General features: G+C 56.5%; 19 protein-coding genes. 14 read left to right on the forward strand and 5 right to left on the reverse strand.

Going from position 1 to position 17885, the window contains the following annotated elements; translation table 11 throughout:
* The first annotated feature begins 2 nt into the window (after positions 1–2).
* The gene (hisD, locus tag BLU07_RS02685) at positions 3–1316 is read left to right on the forward strand and encodes a histidinol dehydrogenase (protein WP_092383899.1); all 1314 of its coding nucleotides are present in this window, start codon (positions 3–5) and stop codon (positions 1314–1316) included.
* Between the two features lie 43 nt (positions 1317–1359).
* A complete protein-coding gene (gene argJ / locus BLU07_RS02690; protein ID WP_092383901.1) occupies positions 1360–2577 on the forward strand; it encodes a bifunctional glutamate N-acetyltransferase/amino-acid acetyltransferase ArgJ in 1218 nt (405 codons plus the stop codon).
* A gap of 153 nt (positions 2578–2730) precedes the next feature.
* Here argJ and BLU07_RS02695 read toward each other — a convergent pair whose 3' ends face one another.
* Positions 2731–3261: a GspH/FimT family pseudopilin gene (locus BLU07_RS02695; protein WP_092383903.1), complete on the reverse strand. Its 531-nt coding sequence runs from the start codon at positions 3259–3261 to the stop codon at positions 2731–2733.
* 221 nt (positions 3262–3482) lie between these two features.
* Here BLU07_RS02695 and BLU07_RS02700 point away from each other — a divergent pair, with 221 nt between their 5' ends.
* Genes BLU07_RS02700 through BLU07_RS17945 form a run of 6 tightly spaced genes read left to right on the forward strand, consistent with a single transcriptional unit; the run spans position 3483 to position 9440 of the window.
* Positions 3483–3965, forward strand: a complete 483-nt coding sequence (locus tag BLU07_RS02700; protein WP_092389536.1) for a GspH/FimT family pseudopilin — start codon at positions 3483–3485, stop codon at positions 3963–3965.
* A gap of 2 nt (positions 3966–3967) precedes the next feature.
* Entirely contained in the window at positions 3968–4459 is a 492-nt protein-coding gene (pilV, locus tag BLU07_RS02705) for a type IV pilus modification protein PilV (protein WP_092383905.1), read from the forward strand.
* Positions 4456–5256 (forward strand): PilW family protein, encoded by an 801-nt coding sequence (locus BLU07_RS02710; RefSeq protein WP_092383907.1) that lies wholly within the window; start codon positions 4456–4458, stop codon positions 5254–5256. Before pilV ends, BLU07_RS02710 begins: the two co-directional genes overlap by 4 nt.
* Positions 5257–5258: 2 nt before the next feature.
* Complete coding sequence (locus BLU07_RS02715; protein ID WP_092383909.1) at positions 5259–5780, forward strand: pilus assembly PilX family protein; 522 nt, start codon at positions 5259–5261, stop codon at positions 5778–5780.
* Between the two features lie 16 nt (positions 5781–5796).
* Entirely contained in the window at positions 5797–9021 is a 3225-nt protein-coding gene (locus tag BLU07_RS02720) for a PilC/PilY family type IV pilus protein (RefSeq protein WP_157719063.1), read from the forward strand.
* A gap of 5 nt (positions 9022–9026) precedes the next feature.
* Positions 9027–9440 (forward strand): type IV pilin protein, encoded by a 414-nt coding sequence (locus tag BLU07_RS17945; protein WP_092389538.1) that lies wholly within the window; start codon positions 9027–9029, stop codon positions 9438–9440.
* Positions 9441–9496: 56 nt separating this feature from the next.
* Here BLU07_RS17945 and BLU07_RS02730 read toward each other — a convergent pair whose 3' ends face one another.
* Positions 9497–11875, reverse strand: a complete 2379-nt coding sequence (locus BLU07_RS02730) for a DUF6351 family protein (protein ID WP_197675048.1) — start codon at positions 11873–11875, stop codon at positions 9497–9499.
* Positions 11876–11960: 85 nt separating this feature from the next.
* Here BLU07_RS02730 and BLU07_RS02735 point away from each other — a divergent pair, with 85 nt between their 5' ends.
* The gene (locus BLU07_RS02735; protein ID WP_092383913.1) at positions 11961–12281 is read left to right on the forward strand and encodes an NGG1p interacting factor NIF3; all 321 of its coding nucleotides are present in this window, start codon (positions 11961–11963) and stop codon (positions 12279–12281) included.
* Between the two features lie 51 nt (positions 12282–12332).
* Here BLU07_RS02735 and BLU07_RS02740 read toward each other — a convergent pair whose 3' ends face one another.
* From BLU07_RS02740 to BLU07_RS02750, 3 genes are all read right to left on the reverse strand, one after another.
* A complete protein-coding gene (locus tag BLU07_RS02740) occupies positions 12333–13328 on the reverse strand; it encodes a cytochrome-c peroxidase (RefSeq protein ID WP_092383915.1) in 996 nt (331 codons plus the stop codon).
* Positions 13329–13410: 82 nt separating this feature from the next.
* Positions 13411–13920 (reverse strand): L,D-transpeptidase family protein, encoded by a 510-nt coding sequence (locus BLU07_RS02745; protein ID WP_092383917.1) that lies wholly within the window; start codon positions 13918–13920, stop codon positions 13411–13413.
* Positions 13917–14471, reverse strand: coding sequence for an NUDIX hydrolase (locus BLU07_RS02750; RefSeq protein WP_092383919.1), 555 nt, complete (start codon positions 14469–14471; stop codon positions 13917–13919). The genes BLU07_RS02745 and BLU07_RS02750 overlap by 4 nt, the downstream gene beginning before the upstream one ends.
* 128 nt (positions 14472–14599) lie before the next feature.
* Between BLU07_RS02750 and BLU07_RS02755 the strand changes: the two genes are divergently transcribed.
* Genes BLU07_RS02755 through BLU07_RS02775 form a run of 5 tightly spaced genes read left to right on the forward strand, consistent with a single transcriptional unit; the run spans position 14600 to position 17833 of the window.
* Positions 14600–15190 (forward strand): CoA pyrophosphatase, encoded by a 591-nt coding sequence (locus BLU07_RS02755; RefSeq protein WP_092383921.1) that lies wholly within the window; start codon positions 14600–14602, stop codon positions 15188–15190.
* Positions 15191–15199: 9 nt separating this feature from the next.
* Positions 15200–15724 (forward strand): gamma carbonic anhydrase family protein, encoded by a 525-nt coding sequence (locus tag BLU07_RS02760; protein ID WP_092383923.1) that lies wholly within the window; start codon positions 15200–15202, stop codon positions 15722–15724.
* Positions 15725–15726: 2 nt separating this feature from the next.
* A complete protein-coding gene (locus tag BLU07_RS02765) occupies positions 15727–15927 on the forward strand; it encodes a DUF1289 domain-containing protein (protein WP_092383925.1) in 201 nt (66 codons plus the stop codon).
* Positions 15924–17108, forward strand: coding sequence for a formate-dependent phosphoribosylglycinamide formyltransferase (gene purT, locus BLU07_RS02770; protein WP_092383927.1), 1185 nt, complete (start codon positions 15924–15926; stop codon positions 17106–17108). The genes BLU07_RS02765 and purT overlap by 4 nt, the downstream gene beginning before the upstream one ends.
* A gap of 29 nt (positions 17109–17137) precedes the next feature.
* On the forward strand, positions 17138–17833 hold the full coding sequence (locus tag BLU07_RS02775) for an SGNH/GDSL hydrolase family protein (protein ID WP_231701674.1): 696 nt from the start codon (positions 17138–17140) through the stop codon (positions 17831–17833).
* The last annotated feature ends 52 nt before the right edge of the window (positions 17834–17885 follow it).

Below are 17885 nucleotides of genomic sequence, written 5' to 3' on the forward strand. Positions count from 1 at the left end.
TCATGAACGCCAAGCCCGTCAAAATCGCCCGTTTGAACGCCAATCAGGCTGATTTCGACCAGCATCTGGACAAGTTGCTGGCCTGGGAAGGCGTATCGGATAAAGCCGTCAACGAGCGGGTGGAAGAGATCATTGCTGCCGTGCGCGCCAAGGGTGATGCGGCCCTGATTGAATACACCGCACGCTTTGATGCGCTGGATGTCGCCAGCATGGCCGATCTGACCCTGGATCGTGCACGCCTGGAACAGGCACTGGAGCGCATCAGCTCGGAGCAGCGGCAGGCGCTGGAAGTGTCCGCCGAACGCGTGCGCCTGTACCACGAAAAACAGCAGCAGCCATCCTGGCGGTATACCGAAGCCGACGGCACCGTCCTGGGTCAGCAAATCACCCCGCTGGACCGGGTCGGTATCTATGTGCCGGGTGGCAAGGCCTCTTATCCCTCATCGGTACTGATGAACGCTATTCCGGCCAAGGTCGCCGGTGTCCCTGAAGTCGTTATGGTAGTGCCGACCCCGCGCGGTGAAATCAACGAGCTGGTGCTGGCGGCTGCCTGTATTTCCGGGATCGACCGGGTATTTACCCTGGGTGGCGCGCAAGCCGTTGCTGCCTTGGCCTACGGCACCGAAACCGTACCGCGGGTGGACAAGATCGTTGGCCCCGGGAATATCTATGTAGCCACCGCCAAACGCGCGGTCTTTGGCCAGGTCGGTATCGATATGATTGCCGGCCCATCAGAGATTCTGGTGATCTGTGACGGCCAGACCGACCCGGACTGGATCGCCATGGACCTGTTTTCCCAGGCCGAACATGATGAGGATGCCCAGTCGATTCTGTTGTCGCCGGATCAGGCGTTTCTCGATGCCGTGCAGGCGAGTATTGACCGCCTGCTGGGCGAGATGGAGCGCGCCGACATGATGCGCATCTCCCTGGAGACGCGTGGCGCACTGATCAAGGTCGATAGCCTGGAACACGCCTGCGAGCTGAGCAATCGTATCGCACCGGAACACCTGGAGCTGTCCGTGGCTGACCCGGATGCCTTGCTGCCGCAGATTCGCCATGCCGGCGCCATCTTTATGGGCCGTTTCACTCCGGAAGCGCTGGGTGATTATTGCGCCGGGCCGAACCACGTGTTGCCAACCTCCGGTACAGCGCGTTTTTCCTCGCCGCTGGGTGTCTATGACTTCCAGAAGCGCTCGTCGATCATTTTCTGCTCGCCGGATGGCGCCTCTGAGCTGGGCAAGACCGCCTCTGTGATGGCCCGTGGCGAAAGTCTCACCGCCCACGCGCGCAGTGCCGAATACCGCATCAAGAACTGAATTATTGCGCTGCGCAGGCAGCTTATATTGCAAGGAGTTACCCATGGCAGTCGGACTTGGCCCCCTACCTGAAATGCGTCCCGTCCCTGGCTTGCGCCTGGGTATCGGCAGTGCCGGCATCAAGCGGGCAGGGCGCAAGGATGTCGTGGTCATGGAGTTGGCTCCCGAAGCCGTGGTTGCCGGCGTATTTACCACCAACGCCTTCTGCGCCGCCCCGGTCACCCTCTGCCAGCGCCGGCTGTCAGAGCACCCGCGTTATCTGCTGGTGAATACCGGCAACGCCAATGCCGGTACCGGCAAACCGGGTATGGCTGCTGCCGAGAAAACCTGCCATGCCCTTGCTGAGATGACCGGCGTCAAAGCCGAGCAGGTCCTGCCGTTCAGCACCGGCGTCATCGGTGAGCTGCTGCCTGCTGACAAGATCATTGCCGCCTTGCCTGAGGCATTGGCTGACCTGCGCCCGGACAACTGGCCTGCCGCTGCCAGCGGCATCATGACCACGGATACCCTGCCCAAGGGCAGCAGCCGTACTGTGCAGCTGGCCGGCACCACAGTCACCATCACCGGCATCTCCAAAGGCGCCGGCATGATTCGCCCCAATATGGCGACCATGCTCGGCTATATCGCCACCGACGCCCGTATCAGCCAGGCCTTGCTGCAGCACATGGTGAAAACGGGGGCTGACCAGTCGTTCAACCGCATCACCATTGATGGCGACACCAGTACCAACGACAGTTGCATGCTGATTGCCACCAACCAGGTGGATATGACCGAAATCACCGATGTCGACAGCGCCGAATACGCCGCACTGGCGCAGGCAATCAATGAGGTGATGCGGGAACTGGCGCAGTTCATCGTGCGTGACGGCGAGGGCGCGACCAAGTTCGTCACCATTCAGGTCAACGGCGGTGGTAACCGCGACGAGTGTCTGGATGTCGCCTACGCCGTCGCCCATTCACCCCTGATCAAGACAGCCCTGTTCGCCTCCGACCCCAACTGGGGGCGCATCCTCGCCGCTGTTGGCTATGCCGGCGTACCGGAACTGAATGTCGCGCTGATCGACGTCTACCTGGATGACGTCTGCATTACCCACCAGGGCAGCCGCGCCGACAGCTACACTGAAGATCAGGGTGCCCGCGTCATGCAGCAGGCAGAAATCGCCATCCGCATCGAGCTCAACCGCGGCGACTTTAGCGAAACCCTCTGGACCACCGACCTGTCCCACGAATACGTCCGCATCAACGCCGAATACCGCACTTAATAACGTATCCCTAAGCCCCCCCCCCTCTCCCCTCGCGGGAGAGGGGGGGCGGTCCGACGGGTCGTAGAGGGGGGGCAGGCTTTAAGCGAAGCACTGCTTCGCCCGCCCGAACGCACCGAACTTGCGAGGGGCCGAGGCCAAAGGTGGGCATCATTACCCCTCACAATACTCCCAACCAATCACCCCCCGCTCCACCCTTACCCGGCCAACCCGGTTAATCACCATCTTCACCCCGGGCCGGGTCAGATCCTGTGGACAAAAACGGAAGGTTCCCGCCTGAAAGCCACCATTCAGAAGCTGTGACTGGCCTAGTGCGTTATAACGTACATAGCGTGACAAGGGGGTGTTTGCCTTGATAGCAGAATTGCCGCTGCCTTCGTAGGCGCGCAACAGTGGCTCGTTCTTGTCCAGTTCGCCATTGTGGTTGCGATCAACAAATACGACCCAGCCGCGGTTCCAGTCTTGCGCGGTCAGCGGTGCAACGGTCAGCGTCTGGTTGCCGCGCACCGCCTCCTGGCGAGCAAAGCGCAAGGTGCGTAACAGTTCGCTGGCATCCGCATCCATGCGAGTGCGGTCGATGAGATTGCCAAACGCAGGCAGGGCGAGTACCAGTAGCACAGCAACAACAGCGAGCGCGACGACAAGTTCGATAAGGGTGAAACCCTTGCGGTGAAAAAAGATCATCCGTGATCTCCCGTCTGAGGATGGTTTAAGATCGAGGCTAACGTCAACAGGGGGCAAACGCTATATTCGCCGGGCGGGACTGTGACGGAGTTGACGTTTTATCACGCATATAGCGTGTCGTTGCGGCTCACCTAAGAGGCGAAATGGCAGCCGGTCAGCGCATTTTTACCGGCTATCTGCCGGGGCGAGCATTCACTAGCAGTGCGTTCTAGGATCAGTATATGAAAAAAGCGGAGATTTTCAGCATGCAGCGCATTCGGGGCTTCACCTTGCTTGAGTTGATGATAACGCTGGTGGTTGTGGCGGTTATCCTCGGTCTGGCTGTGCCATCCTTTCAGACGACGATCGCTAAGAATGCGGTGAAATCGGCCACGCGTGATCTGGTCGCCACACTGAATACGGCGCGAGCGCAGTCCATGAGTTCCCGCACTCCGGTCACGGTTACCCCTGAGAGCGGTGGTTGGAACAATGGCTGGACATTGGCGTACGGCTCGTCAGTCGAAAGTGGTGAAACCTATGTGCCGTCGAGCAAAGTCCGCATCAGCAGTTCAATTACTTCCCTGACCTTTCGTCCGCAGGGTGGGTTGTCCGCTCCGGCCAGCAGCCTGACTGTCTGCCACGCTGATTCCAGCATACCTGGCCGTAAAATCACGGTTTCCTTTCTCGGCCGGGTCAGTACTGAAGAAGTGACAACGGGGTGTTAACCATGAAGCGTACCAGTACCCGTCATGCCCAGCAGGGCGTTTCGATGATTGAAGTTCTAATTGCCATCGTCGTTCTGGCCGTAGGTGCGCTGGGCTTTGCCGGCGTCCAGGTGGTGGCCATGCAGAAATCCGAAAACGCCAATTATCGCAGCAATGCGATGCTGATAGCCCAGGATGCGGTTGAGCGTATGCAGGCAAATTCAGAGGATATAGATGGGGACGGATATTTGCAGGGCGCAATTGAGCTAGACGGTACTCCGGACCAAACCTGTGCCAGCAGCTGCGATATTGTTGATCTGGACACGCAGCAACTGGCTTGGTCTGCCAATCAGAGCTTGCCCAATGGTGAAATCATGATTGCTGAGTGCGCTTTCAATGGCTTGAATTGTGTCGTCCTGAGTTGGGGTGAACAGGATATTGATGCCTGTATGACCGCTGATGGAATCAATCTGTCTGACGACGCCAATTGTCTGGTGATGGAGTTCGGCCGATGAAACGTTCGCAAATGGGTCTTACCCTGATTGAGTTGATGATTGCTCTGTTGCTCGGTTTGCTGTTGAGTCTGGCGGCCGTGCAGCTGTTGCTGAGCAATCAGCGAACCTTTTCCCTCCAGGAAGCGGTTACCAGTGTGAATGAAGACGGTCAGATGGTGCTTCGCTATATTGCCGCTGATATTCGCAATGCGGGTCGTGGCAGCCAGATTGAAGGGTATATCCAGCCCGTGGTACTCAGCCTGTCAGCGGAAGATTCCGAAGGCGAGACGGTTACCTTTGAGTCCACAGATGGCGGCTCTGGTGGAAACGATACCCTGGTAGTCAGTTACCTCGGTAGCAGTGCCTGCCAGGGTGCAGACCTGACGGCAGGAGGTACCAAGCCCGAGGGAGAGGTGGTCGTCAATAGATACTATGTTTCTGATGGCAGTCTGTGGTGCTCCAGTCTCAAGCAGACCGGGCTGGGCGCGGGTAGTTACGAGTTGTTGACCCCGGGTTCAGTCGAGCTGATTTCCGGGGTGGAAAGCTTTCAGGTGCTTTACGGTGTTGATGGCGATGTAAACAATGAGATCGGTACGACAAAATTCGTTACAGCAACCAATCTTGTTGCCGCTGATTCAGTCGTGGCAATTCGTATCGGGCTGCTTTTGCGCAGCAATGATTCGAGTTTGACGGTACCCACTGACAGTCAGACATTGACCGTATTGGATGAAGATATTACTACCCCGAGTGACAGGTCCATCCGCAGGGTGTTCACGACCACAGCTCAGGTACGCAATGTTTACTGGGAGGGGATTTGACCATGCGGCACAAACCATATTCTGCAAACAACCAGCAAGGTGCTGTTCTGGTTGTAGCTTTGATTATTTTGTTGATGGTGTCTGTTCTGGGTCTGTCAGCCATGCGAGCCAGTATTTTCTCTTCCAAGGTTTCTACCGGTATACAGGCAGATACCATGACCTTTGATGCCGCCGAGTCTGCTGTAGCCATGAGCCTTAACAAGTTGCGCGGTTTCAATGATTCACAATTGGCTGCTGCCGTGTTGAACGGCCAGTCCATGGAGACATGCTTGCTGTCCGACGGCACCCTGAAAGAAACGGCTTGCGGGGATACGGACAAGATGGATTCACGTGAATTGCTGCGCGCTGGAAGCTACATGGTACATCGTAAAAATCGCTGTCGCATGGTTGCAGGTAGTGATGTGGAAGTCTATCGGGATTATGTGATCGATGTTCTGGGGGAAAGTGATATGCAGTCCTACGGAATTGAAAACAATCACCTGCAGGAAGCCCTTAAAGTGGGCTTGGACTGCATCGAGATCTGAAATTGAGGTAATGACTATGAAACTCATGACCCATATCATTCCTGCCGCCTTGATGACGATGGCGGTAGCAATTACCCCGTCCAGCCTGTTGGCAGAAGATATTGAAGTCTATTATTCCGAAGTATTGTCGGATGATTCGGTGAACAAGAATATCGCCAACGTGATGATCATGCTCGATACTTCGGGCTCCATGCGCAACTGCGAGGCCGGTAGTGGTTCGAACTGGTGTACGGGAAATGACTGGAGAGAGCGCCGAATCAATCTGTTGCATGAGGCCATGGAAGGTATCCTGGATGATGCCGACGAAAATGTGAAGATTGGTTTGGGGCGTTTTAACAGTGACAGTGATGGCGGCTATATCATGTTGCCAGTGATGACGGTCAACGAAAAAACCCGTTCGTTATATGACGATGCTCTGAGTTCGATCAACCCCAGTAGAGATACCCGATATCCAAGCGGTGGTATGCCCAGTGGCGGGACGCCGACCTCACTCGCCTATGAGGAAATGGCCCGGTACATGTTGGGTGGTAGTCGGGGTGAATGGTATGGCGCCGATGGCGGGCAGTTCTGTATAGAAGATGAATACGAAGAGCAGTGCACAACGGATGTTGAGTATTCAGATGGAGTAGAAGTCGACTCTTGTGATACGAATGAGCCCGGATGTAGCATCAATCTGGGTTCTTGGCAAAATCTTCCGGTTTCGCAAAGTTGCGACACCGGCGATGATAACTGTCGATTTTTCTGGAGTGGTTGGAGAAGCGGTTCGTGTCCATCAGGAGCTGTTCAATGTCAGTCATATTATGGGTGGTATCATAACCTTGGCATATATCAACAACGCTCCGTGACCTATACGCAAAGTGAAGTTCTTAACGAAGTCACTTATTGTGAAATGGTCAAAACCGGCGATTGTGCCGAATATGCTCAGATTGCCGATGGTTCCAGCTACAAATCGCCGATCGTTGAAGCCAATCAATGTGAGTCCAATCACATCATTCTGTTTACTGATGGCGCACCCTCGGGGGATGATCCGGGTGATGTTGACCTGGTTTCCTGCTCGGGTGGTTCTTACAACTGTCAGGTCAAAATTGCCAACTACCTGAATAGTGATAACAACTCGGCCAATCGACAGATCAAGACCCATAATATCGGTCTTTATATGGGAGATAGCACGCTAAATAATATGCAGAGCGTTTCATCTGCCGGTGGCGGTGCCACCTATAACTCTGATAATGCGGCCAGCCTGCTGTTGGCCTTCAAACAGACGCTCGATCTGATTGCAGATGAAGCCAATACCATGGTGTCGCCTGGTGTGGCCGTCAGCCAGAGTGAGCGCTTCCAGCATCTGGACGAGATGTATTTTTCCCTGTTCAAACCCCTTCAGAGCAGCTTTTGGCAGGGTAATCTCAAGCGGTATCGTGTTGATGTCAATGACGGTGAAGCCGATTTTTATGATGTCAACGGCAATAATGCCATGGATGGTGAGGTATTCTCACCCGATGCGCGAAGCTGGTGGAGCACGTCGGCCGATGGCGCAGACGTAGTAAAAGGTGGTGCCAGGGACCGTTTGCAAGCGACCTCCCGCCGCTTGTTTTATTCACCGTCGCCGGGTGGCACCCTGCGTCAGTTTGACCTGTCTGATTTCAGCAACAGTGATCTGCTGCTGCCGGCGGAGGCAACGGATGCAGTACGCGGGAACGTGGCCAATGAATTGATGAATATGTGGGGTGATCCACTTCATAGTCGACCGATCATGGTCAACTATGGTGGTGCTACCGTAGGTGAGGAGTTTGTCGAAGACAATGTGGTCTTCGTCTCCACCAATGCCGGTATGTTGCATGCGATCGACACCAGTAATGGTGACGAAAAATTTGCCTTCATGCCTCACGAAATCATCTCCAAAGCTTCCAGCTACACGGTGAATCGTCTGCCGCTGGCTTCGGGCAACAAGCGTCAGACCTATGGGTTGGATGGTACCTGGACGGCCTGGCGGCAACGGGGTGCTACGCTGGAAGATCCCCCTAGCAAGGTAATGATCTACGGTGGCATGCGCCGTGGCGGTAACCAGTATTATGCGCTGAATGTGACCAATGTCAGCAGCCCCACACTGGCGTGGCAGATCTCTGGTGGTACGGGTGACTTCAAGGATCTTGGCCAGACCTGGTCAACTCCCAAGGTTGCTCGATTCCCTGACGGGGCTGGTGGCAGTATTCCGGTGGTTATCTTTGGTGGTGGTTACAGCCCTGAAGATCACGATGATCACATGGGACGTCAGAGTCAGGATGCCAAAGGCAACGCTATCTATGTAGTCAATGCCGATACCGGCGAGCTGGTCTGGTCGGCGGGCGGTCGCAGTTCCAACGTGACAACGCACGTCAGCACCATGACCCATGCCATTCCGGGTAGTGTGGCAGTTGACCTGGATTCCAACGGGGTAGCCAATCACCTGTATTACGCTGATCTGGGTGGCCAGGTGTTCCGTGCAGATCTGGATACCTCGGCCGACAAGGCTCACAGTGTGACGCGATTGGCGGCCGTGGGCGGCACGGGTGCCAACCACCGTCGTTTCTTTGAGCAGCCCACTGTTGCTTATGTGCGTGACGGTGCCTCTTCGGCGCTCTTTGTTACCATGGTTTCCGGTTACCGTGCGCATCCTCTCGATGTGGCCACTCAGGAAGGCATCTTTGTCTTGCGTGACCAGGGACCCTTTGGCCGTTCAGCCGAAGCAGTTGCCAACATCGGCGACTTCAGTAACGTTGCCGGCGGTAGCCTGCCAGATTACACCAAGCGTGGCTGGTACTATCCGTTGAATCAATCGGAAGGTGAAAAAGGTCTTTCGTCACCGGCTGTCTTTGATTATGAAGTGTTGTTCACTACCTACGCGCCCAATGCTGACTCGGGCGTAGAGCGTGATCCCTGCTCAGTCAACTACGGTCAGTCCTATCTGCATCGGGTTGATCTGAAAACCGGACAAGGCGAGCGTTATGCGCTTGATCAGCCAGGTCTTCCGCCGGGTGTGACCGTACTCTTTGGCGAAGATGGTGATACCGCCATTGTTGTGGGCACCGAAGCTATTCCTGTTCCTCCTGCGTGCGAAGGTGATGATTGCCCAGAACCTGAGTGCCCTCCAGGTGAGAAGTGTGGCTTGGAAAGCTTACGTCATGGCCGCTGGATGCAGCTTACTCCAGATGCTGCCGGTGCCATCAAGTTGCCGGAAGATGAAGAAGAAGGGACGGGAGACTGATGATGATGTTCAGACCTGTATCACAGCAACGCAGCCGGGGTTTCACGCTGATCGAAGTGATGATTGTGGTGGTGATCGTGGGCATTCTGGCTGCGGTCGCTTACCCCTCTTATACCCGGTATATGCAGAGCACCCGTGCCGAGGAAGCCAAGGCAATGATTATGGATTATGTCAGCGCACTGGAAGGCTTCCGGGCCAAGAACTTTGCTTATCCTGCGGATAACAATGCAGCCAAAACGCTTGCGCCCGAACTCTATACCAGTGATTTCTATACGCCAAACTATACCCGTAACAGCCAGCATGATTTTACTATCACGGCGGCTCCCAAGGGGATGATGTCTGGTTGCCAGAGCATGCAGTACAGTTCGGGTGATGGTCTCAACCAGCACGGGAGTTGGGACGACGATAAACATTGCTGATTGGCTGCGTTAAATAAAAAACCCCGCCATTGCGCGGGGTTTTTTTTGGCTGAGGTTTACCAGGGTCTGCCCTGATCTGCCGCGTTGTAGTCACATACGCCATCCGGGAATATTTCGTTCAGCTCAGTGATCTGCGCCGGGCTGGGTTGCCAGCTGCCATAGGTGCCGTCATTCAGGGCGGAAGCGACTGGTTTCAGGCTGCACTTGAATATACTGCCTGCAATGGGTCCACCGGCGACCATGCGTGAGGTGGTGTAGGTCGGGAACTGCTGGGTGCAGCTGCCGTCCAGTTGATTGTCGATAATACCATTCCATACCCCCTCGCCAGCTTCGATCAGACTGCCATCACTATTGAAACAACTGTCAACAGCGGCGGCCGGGCGGTTCTCACCAATGCTGCGCTCGGGATTATTCTGGATATTGGTGACCCAGTCGTGCAGCACCTCAAGCGCTTCCCAGGTCTGATCGTGGGTATCGTTGGGGCGCGGACGGTTGGGGTCATTGGTATTGGTCGGCCGTGCGTCGGTAAACCAGATCACCTGACTGTCGCTGTTACCCATGCGGTTGATGATACGTTGGCGTGCGGAGAAAGACTGGTGGCTGTTGTGCATATCCAGCACCTCTTCCAGATAATGCCGCCAATCAATAACGGGAATATCCAGCTGCCCGTCGAACACCATGCCTGATTGGTAGGCAGCCTGAATGGCTTGCAGGTCACCTTGTGTCCGCGGAGCAGGTTCACCGTTGCCCGGGCTCAGCAGCATATTGGCACTGCTCCAGGGGTCAAAGCGTATCTGACCAGCCAGTACATCAGCCTCGGAGCCAAGGAAAGGAAAGCCTTCCTGTATCATGTCTTCAGGTTGCTTCCAGCCACCAACATAGCGGTTCAGGTGAAGGAATTCGCTGGCGCTGATGTTGCCCTCTTTAAGCGCTTGCAAGCCGTATTGCACACCAACATTGTCAAACAGGGTGCGCGGATTGCCGTTACCATCAACACCGTAGATGTTGCGCAAATCGTCGTAGTGGGTCCAGTTGACCCCGGCCATGATCTCCGCTGGCTGCATCTTCTCCTGATTGCGTGCCTGGCCGTAAAGTGGGTTCATCACCAGGGGTGTCAGGCCTCGCCAGGCCGGTACGCATTCGGTCATGCCGGGGGCGGATGAGTAACCGAGCATCTGCTTGGCACCAAAGAAGGGGTCGGGATAGTCATCAGTGGCATTCAGACCGACCAGAAGACTACGGTTTTCGGTGGTCTGCCAGCGAGGATTGCTGCGATCGGTGGCATCCATGTAATACTCAAGGAGCTCACAGTCACCGATGTGGATGGTCTGGGTCACCATGTCGGGATAGGAGTATTGTGGTACCCCCGCGTCTAGAAGGCCGGGGTGATTCTGTGCATAGACGTATTGCTGGATGCCGCCACCGGAGCCACCGATAGCCACGGTGTAGTCCGGCACGCCGAAACGTTTGATGAAGTGCTCCTTGGTCATCAGGGCTGTTTCGCCACCTACTTGCAGGTTGTAATGGGTACTGGTGCGCGTGCCGGTGGAGTAGATAACCGCATAGCCTTTGCCGAGGGCATTCGGTTCCAGCGCACGTCCACTGACGCGGCCCTGGGAGTGGCCAATGGCAACGCCCCCTTCGAAGTGAAACAGCAGGCGCCCGTTCCAGTTGTCGGTAGCGGTGTCCTCGGGGCTATCCCCCAGGTTGGCCAGAGTGGCAAAGCTGTAGATAAAGCGGTTAATGGTGCCGACCTCGCGGCGTACGATGAAATCAACGGTGCGCCCATCGGTCAGCGTGGTTGTGGCCATGTCGGCCGGGCGCGATCCATCACTGGGCAGTGGCTGGTAGCTTCCGCCAGTAGTGCGGTAGAGGAAGGATATCTCGGGCTGGATACTGCAATCCTTGCTGTAACCGATCAGATTGTCATCCGGGTCATACACGGGGTAGCCGCCTTCGTTGTTGTCCACCAATGGCTGAATACCAAGCTCTTCCAGCGTGCTGCAAACAAAGGGGTATTGCTGTGGACCGGAGAAAATCGGACCGGAAATCGGGTGATTGGTTACTGCCAGGTCGTGTAATTTGCCGAATGTTGTGTGGTGCAGTTCGAGCTGGTTGTCACCCGCATCGAGCCCGTCAATCAACACTTCCAGGCGACCATTGCGGGTGCGCAGTTGCACAGGTTCGATGATTTGATCATTGAGCCAAAACTCAAGATTATCCATTTCTGCATCAATTCGGGGTTGGTCGCCGGCGATACTCAGTAGCAGATTTCCGCCGGAAACCTGCTCAGCCGAGCTGGACAAGGCATTGAGTGTGAAGTCTGGCGGGGTGTCGGATGAAGAGCTGCTACCCCCTGAACTGAGACAGCCGCCGAGAGCCAGACTGGCGGCGCTGAGAATACCGGGTAGCACATAAAAGCGTAGATATGACATTACGGTTCCCTCGTTGTTGTTGTTGATATTGCTTATTGATGGTAGACCGTCTCAATAGGCTTGCAATAAAAACAGATGAGGCGATATGTATAAGTTATGCTTTTTCGTTCCCGAGTCCCATGTTGAGACAGTCAAGGAGGCTATCTTTGCGACGGGTGCCGGGCAGATAGGTGATTACGCGGGCTGCTGCTGGCAAGTGCTGGGTCAAGGACAGTTTCGGCCTCTGGCGGGCAGCCAGCCTTTTATAGGGCAGCAGGGAGAGTTGGAGCGGGTGATGGAGTATCGGGTTGAGTTGGTCTGCAGCGATGCAAGCATCAGGGCCGCAGTGGCCGCCTTGCGTGCGGCTCATCCCTATGAAGAGCCCGCATTTGATGTTATGGCGTTGGTGGATACCCGTCAGTGGTAAAGCGAGGAGAGGTTACCCGGCAGCAAAGCTGCCGGGTAATTCAGGCACAGCTCAATCGAAGGGACGTGGCCGTGGCGTGTCGTTGGTTGACGGTGGCAGATTGGGCAGAATGAAATCTGGCTGATCGCCGGTCAGGGTTTTGAGGAAGGCAGTCATGTTGTTGATGTCTTCGTCAGACAGTTTGCGACCGAGTTGCAGGCGGGCCATCACGTCCACAACCTTTTCCAGCTCCCAGTAAGCGCCATCGTGGAAGTAGGGGTAGGTCAGCTCGACGTTGCGCAGGGTAGGCACCTTGAAGTTGAAGCGGTCTGCATCTTCCCCGGTTATCGCGACACGGCCTTCGGCCGGGTTGTCGGTTACATAGGGCTCAACCACACCCATACGCTGGAACGACGTGCCACCTGCTGCCGGGCCGTTGTGGCAGGCAGTGCAACCGATGCTCTTGAAGGTTTCATAGCCGGCCAGTTCGTTGGCAGTCAGCGCATCATCGTCACCTTTCAGCCACTGGTCAAAGCGCGAGTTCGGTGTCACCAGGGTTTCCTCAAAGGCGGCGATCGCATCAGTGACTTGATCGATATCGATTTTTTCCGTGCCATAGATATCGGCAAACATCTGCCGGTATTCCGGAATGGACTGCAATACGTCAATCGTCAACAGGTGACTGAAGGCCATTTCCATCGGGTTCGCGATCGGTCCGCCGGCCTGTTCACGCAGGTCGGCAGCGCGGCCGTCCCAGAACTGGGCCACACTCATGCTCGAGTTGAGTACGGTCGGCGAGTTGATCGGCCCTTCCTGCCAGTTGTGGCCAATCGAGGTCGGCAGGTTGTCACTGCCACCACGGCTCAGATTGTGGCAGGAGTTGCAGGAAATAAAGCCGGAGGCGGACAAGCGTGGCTCGAAGAACAGTTTTTTGCCCAGTTCGACTTTCTCAGGTTCGGTTACTTCATGGGGTTCAATGGGTTGGATGGGTTCGGTACTGGCACGGTCTGCCCAGACGGGGGCAACCAGGCTGCCAGCCAACAGCAGGCTAATCAGTGGACTTTTCATTTTTGGCTCCTTGATGTAACGGTATGCTCCGTTCATTCAAGGCTAGTATCACTCAGGTGATCCTACCAAGACTTGACCTGTATCAAGGTCGAATTTCAACCAGGGTGCCATTGGGTACAAGATCCCAGAGTTCCTGCATGTCAGCATTGGGCAGGGCAATGCAGCCGTCGGTCCAGTCCAGGCCATGAAAGAACCACTCCGGGTAGTCTTCGTCAATGGGTGTGCCGTGGATCATGATCATGCCACCTGGATCGACGCCATTTTCGAAGGCGGTGGCGCGGTCCTTGAGGTTGGGGTAATCAATGTGCATGCTCAGGTTGAACTGGGCGCTGTGATGGCGCCAGTCGATAGTGTATAGGCCTTCAGGGGTTCGCTGATCGCCTAGTTGCTGCTTGTGTCCTTCGGGTTGTTTGCCCAGAGATACACGGTACTGGCGGATCACTGTTCCCTGGCTGATAACCTGCAGTTGGCGTTCATGCTTGAGAATCAGCACCTTGTCGATCGGCTCAGGATTTGCGGCCAGAGGCAGGCAGATACTCAGGAGTACCCCGATGAGGGCTGCCCGCAGGTAGCGGAGAGTCGGAGCAGTCATCTGATGGGGCGGTTTCCAGGTTGATAGGTGATGTCTTCCATACGGACAGGGTAGTGTTCCTGTTGTCGATCATCAAAGTACCGGCGCAGGGTTTTGCCAACGGTGGGAAAGGCCAGTTCGTTCCAGGGAATATCCGCTTCATCGAACAGCTGCACGTCCAGGCTTTCTTCGCCGGCGGAAAAATCCAGATCACTCAGCTGGGCGCGAAAAAACATATACACCTGATTGATGTGCGGCAGGTTGAACAGCATGTACAGCTGTTGCTGATGCACCCGCGCGCGGGCTTCTTCCCAGGTTTCGCGCAGCGCAGCCTGTTCCGTGGTTTCACCGTTCTCCATATAGCCGGCGGGTAGCGTCCAGAAGCCGTGGCGCGGTTCGATGGCTCGTTTGCACAGCAGGACCTGTTTTTCCCAGGTAACCAGGCAGCCGGCTACAATGCGCGGATTCTGGTAGTGCACGGTGTCGCAATGGTCACAGATATAGCGCTGGCGATCATCCCCTTGCGGGATGCGCGCGCTGACCGAGTTGCCGCAATGGCTGCAGAATTTCATGACGTATGTCGGGCCCTCGCATGGCTCTGTTTATAGTCGTACATCTTGCGACGCAATGAGGCTGTCGGCAACTGGTTATGGACCGGTGATCGTGACATCATTGCAAGAAATTATTTGAGGAAGCGCGCATGTTGGAGCAGATTCGCATGCGAGTGACGCAACACCAGCCGCGTCAGGTGGAAACCCAGGGTTTGCCGGAGGCTGGCGTGTTGATTCCGGTGACCTCTACGGCGCAACCGGAAATTATTCTGACCGTTCGCTCGCAGAAGTTGTCGACGCACTCCGGAGAGGTGGCCTTCCCTGGCGGCCGACGTGATCCCGGGGATGTCGACCTCTGTTACACCGCACTGCGTGAAACCCATGAGGAAATCGGTCTGGCTCCGGACCTGGTCGATGTGATCGGGCCTATGGGCAGTCTGGTCTCGCGTTTTGGTATCAAGGTCACGCCCTATGTGGGCGTGGTCCCGGAGCAGTGTGTGCTCTGTGCCAATGAACAGGAAATCGCGCATATTTTTCGTGTGCCGGTGGAGTTTTTCCTGGAAGACCGGCGCGAAATGACCCACCGTATCGATTATGAAGGGCGCAGTTGGTATGTGCCCAGCTACCGTTTTGAGGGTCACAAGATATGGGGGCTGACTGCCTTGATGTTGGTCGAGTTTGTCAATATCGCCTTTGATGCCGATATTCCCCTGCGCACCCCCTATGAGCTGGAACGCTGAGGAGTTGTTATGAAGTACCGTTTGGGAGACAGCCGTGTCGACATGGCTGATGATGCCTGGATTGCCGAAACCGCAGCCGTGATCGGCAAGGTGCGGCTGGATGCCGGCGCCAGTGTCTGGTTTGGCGCGGTTCTGCGCGGTGACAATGAGTTGATCCATATTGGCGAGCAGAGCAACGTGCAGGATGGTGCGGTCATGCACACGGATATGGGCTATCCACTGACCCTGGGCAAGGGTGTGACCGTGGGCCACAACGCTATGCTGCACGGTTGCACAGTGGGTGATTACAGCCTGATCGGGATCAACGCCGTCGTACTGAATGGTGCAAAAATCGGCAAGCACTGCATCATCGGGGCCAATGCCTTGATCCCGGAAGGCAAGGAAATTCCGGATGGCTCGCTGGTGATGGGGGCGCCGGGCAAGGTGGTGCGCGAGCTGAACGAGCAACAGAAAAAGCTGATTGAAGCGGGTGCCGCACATTATGTGCATAATGCCCAACGCTATCAGCGAGACCTGGTTCCGCAGGAGGATTGAGCATGGTGCGCTCGCCTTGTATCGCGGTTTGCAGTCTGGATGAGCAGGATATGTGTATCGGCTGCCAGCGTACCGGTGATGAAATTACCCGCTGGGGGCGCATGACCGATGACCAGCGACGTGCCGTGTTGACGCTGGTTGAACAGCGTGCCCGGGCACAGGGCCTGATGATGGATTCGTTGGGTCGCAAGGAGAGCAAATGAAAACGCAAATCGGCACTCCGATGAGTGCGACGGCAACCCGTGTCCTGCTGTTGGGCAGTGGTGAGCTGGGCAAGGAACTGGTCATCGAGTTGCAACGCTATGGCTGTGAGGTGATTGCTGTTGATCGCTATGCCAATGCGCCGGCGATGCAGGTTGCGCATCGCGGTCACGTAGTCAATATGCTGGATGGAAAGGCCCTGCGAGAGGTGATCGAGCTGGAGCAGCCGGACTATATCGTTCCGGAAATCGAGGCTATCGCCACGCCGACCCTGCTCGAGCTGGAGCGGGAGAGCTATCATGTGATCCCGACGGCGCGTGCCGCCTGGTTGACCATGGACCGTGAAGGCATTCGCCGTCTGGCTGCCGAAGAGCTGGCGTTGCCCACCTCACCCTACCGTTTTGCCGATACCCAGGGGGATTACCTGGCAGCGGTGGCTGCCATTGGTCTGCCTTGCGTGGTCAAGCCGGTAATGAGTTCGTCCGGCAAGGGACAGAGTTTGCTGAAAACCGAGGCGGATATACTGCCGGCCTGGGAGTATGCGCAGGCCGGGGGCCGCGCCGGGCAGGGGCGAGTCATCGTCGAGGGCTTTGTCGACTTTGATTATGAGATTACTCTGCTGACTGTGCGGCATATAGGGGGCACCGATTTCTGTGCGCCGATCGGTCACCGTCAGGCCGGCGGTGATTATCAGGAATCCTGGCAACCTCAGGCAATGAGCGAAGCGGCATTGGTCGAATCGCAGCGGATCGCGCGCAAAGTGACTGATGCCCTTGGTGGGCGTGGCCTGTTTGGCGTCGAGCTGTTCGTCAGGGGCGATCAGGTCTGGTTCAGTGAGGTTTCACCGCGACCGCACGATACCGGGATGGTTACCTTGATTTCCCAGGATTTATCCGAGTTCGCATTGCATGCCCGGGCCATCCTCGGTTTGCCGATTCCGGCGATACGTCAGTTGGGGCCGGCGGCTTCAGCGGTGATTCTGGTCAATGGCGAGTCACAGCAAGTCAATTTCGGTAATTTGCAGCAAGTGTTGAGTCAGCCGGATACCCAGTTGCGCCTGTTTGGCAAGCCGGAGGTCAGCGGCCAGCGGCGTATGGGTGTGGCCCTGGCCCTGGGCGAAACCATCGAAGCTGCACGCGACGTCGCCAGCCAGGCGGCGAATGCAGTGGAGATCAGCCTCTGAGCCGCTGGTGGTATCTGGCCGCGCCGGCTTTGCCGCTGTTATTGCCTCAGGCGCTCTGGGTCAAGCGGACTGCGTTGCGTTTGCCCGATGCCGCACCTCCCTGGCGGGGGCTGGTTGCATCGCCAGGGTCGGTTGCTGGAATCACCGAGCCGTTGCGTTTGCTGATCCTGGGTGAGTCCACGGTAGCCGGCGTCGGGGTAGCTGATCAGACGATGGCCTTGAGTGGTCAATTGGCGCAACACTGGTCGGCACAGCGGCAGCGTCCGGTGGAGTGGGTAGCCTGTGGTCGCAATGGAGCCCGGGCACGGGATTGTCTGCGTGACCTGCTGCCGGAAGTGGCCGGGCAGTATTGGGATATGGTGGTGATTGTGCTCGGGGTGAATGACACCACTCATCTGACCGGCCGCTCCCGATGGCGACGGGAAATACGCGCCTTGCTCGCCAGCTTTTCTGCTTGCAGTCAGCAACTGGTCCTCACTGCTGTACCACCGCTGGCTCACTTCCATGCTTTGCCGCAGCCTTTGCGTGGCTGGTTTGGTTTGCGTTCCGGATTGCTTGATCAGGACCTGCGTGCAGAGGCAGAGACTGCTGGCGCCGCGCATATTGCCTTTGATTTGCCGATGCAGTCGAGGTATCTGGCTGAAGACGGGTATCACCCTTCGGCGCAGGGCTATCAGCTCTGGGCCCGGGGCATCGTGCGGCAACTACCCATGACGGTGAAATAGTTCGTTGCAGCGTCTGGCAGGGCACTGCTTTCCTCATCATCAGCGTTACACC

The organism is Halopseudomonas salegens (genome assembly GCF_900105655.1).
GTDB classification, from domain to species: Bacteria; Pseudomonadota; Gammaproteobacteria; order Pseudomonadales; family Pseudomonadaceae; genus Halopseudomonas; species Halopseudomonas salegens.